General features: G+C 75.0%; 1 protein-coding gene. It reads right to left on the reverse strand.

The genetic code is table 11. The annotated features are described in order from the left end of the window. On the reverse strand, window positions 1-1,629 hold a 1,629-nt coding region (locus FRZ03_RS33590; RefSeq protein ID WP_464862736.1), incomplete at both ends, for a baseplate J/gp47 family protein.

Genomic DNA, 1,629 nt, shown 5'->3' on the forward strand with positions numbered 1-1,629 from the left:
AAGCGGTAGCGGGCGCGCACGTTCTCGTGTCCGCTGGGCAGCCGGGCGCCGTGGACGCCGTCGCCGAAGGTCACGGTGGTGCGGCCGTCGGCGGCGGTGCCGGTGATGTGGACGCGCTCGGTGGGGCCGCGTCCGGCGAGGCTGTCGACCTCGTGCCAGAGCACGCCGTCCACGCGGATCTCCAGGACGGGGGTGGCGCCGAGGGGGTTGTCGGCGGCGAGCCAGGTCAGCGGGGACTGCCAGAGGGCGAAGGTCTGGTTGACGCGGTCGGAGTCGCCGCTGCCGATGGCCTCCTCGCGGCTCTCGCCGTGGGTGGCCTCGACGACGTTGCCGAGGACGCGCACGCTCGCCCGGCGGTAGCGGTGGACCAGGTTCGTGGTGAGGGTGAGGCGGGTGTGGACGTGGTCGCCGGGGAGGGCGGGGTCGACGGCCGGGTCGGCGGCGGCGACGGTGACCACCTCGCCGGCGGTGACCCCGCGCGCGCCGGGTACGTCGGTGCGTTCACCGCTCACGAGGAGGGTGCGGCCGGGGCGCAGTCCGTCGTACAGCTCGGCGAGTTCGATCTCGTTGCCGTGCACGTCCTCGCCGAGCGGCTCGTCGGCCGGGCGCAGTGGCTCGCCCGCCGCGTGCACGGTGGTGTCGCGGATGTGGGAGAGCAGGACGTCGAACTCGTCCAGCCAGGGGTCCGCCAGGGTGAGTTCGGTGCCGCGGCCGGTGATGCCGTAGTTGCTGTAGGCCGCCGTACGGACCGCCGTCACCTGGGTGGTGACGAAGGCGAGTGCGGCGTCGCCCGGGACGCCGGTGCCCTTGGCCGGGCGCTCGATCGCGACCCAGCTGCCGACGGCGATGCCGTCCTGGACGCTGTCCAGTTGCAGGATGCGGCGGTTGAGGGGTGCGGGCTTGCTCGCGATGACGATCTCGACGTTCGGTTCGGTGCCGCCGACCGTGTAGGTGACGCTCACCTGGTACTCGCCGTGGGTGAACTGCCTGCTGCCGCCGGGTTTCAGGGAGAACTGCTCGGCGGTGCCGTCGGTCAGCGCGATGTGGACGGTGCCGTCGTCCTCGGGCCGGGAGACGAAGAGGCCGCCCTCGGGCAGGCCCGCGTGCAGGCGGGCGGTGACGCCGGGTTCCTCGGCGGCGGCCGGGCGGCGGGTCAGCCAGCTCAGCTCGTGGTCGCGGGCGGCGCGTGTGGACAGGTCGACCTGGCCGGGTCCCAGGGTGAAGGTGACCGGCTGGGTGGCGGGCAGGTTCTCGGCGCGCTGGTCGGAGCTGCTGCCCTCGACGTACTGGAACTCGGCGCGGACCGGTGTCCTGCCCGCGGGGTCGTACACCACGCGCATGCTCGCCAGCGCGGCGCCGGTCAGCGGCCAGTCGGCGGTGCGGATGACGCGGCCGCGGGCGTCCTGGACCGGTTTGAGGGGGGCGTTCGCGCCGAAGGGGGCGGCGGTGACGCGCATCGCGAACAGGGCGCGCAGCAGCGGGCCGGCGGCCGGGGCGGTGGCGCTGCGCCAGGCCGGGTAGAGGCCGGTCAGGCCCGGGTCGAGGGCGGTCAGCAGGCGGGCGGGCGGGGCCGGGACCGGCCGACCGGTGTGCTGGTGGCGTACCGTCCCGTGGACGCCGCCGAGCCCC

The sequence above is a fragment of the Streptomyces misionensis genome (assembly GCF_007896895.1).
GTDB lineage: Bacteria > Actinomycetota > Actinomycetes > Streptomycetales > Streptomycetaceae > Streptomyces > Streptomyces misionensis_A.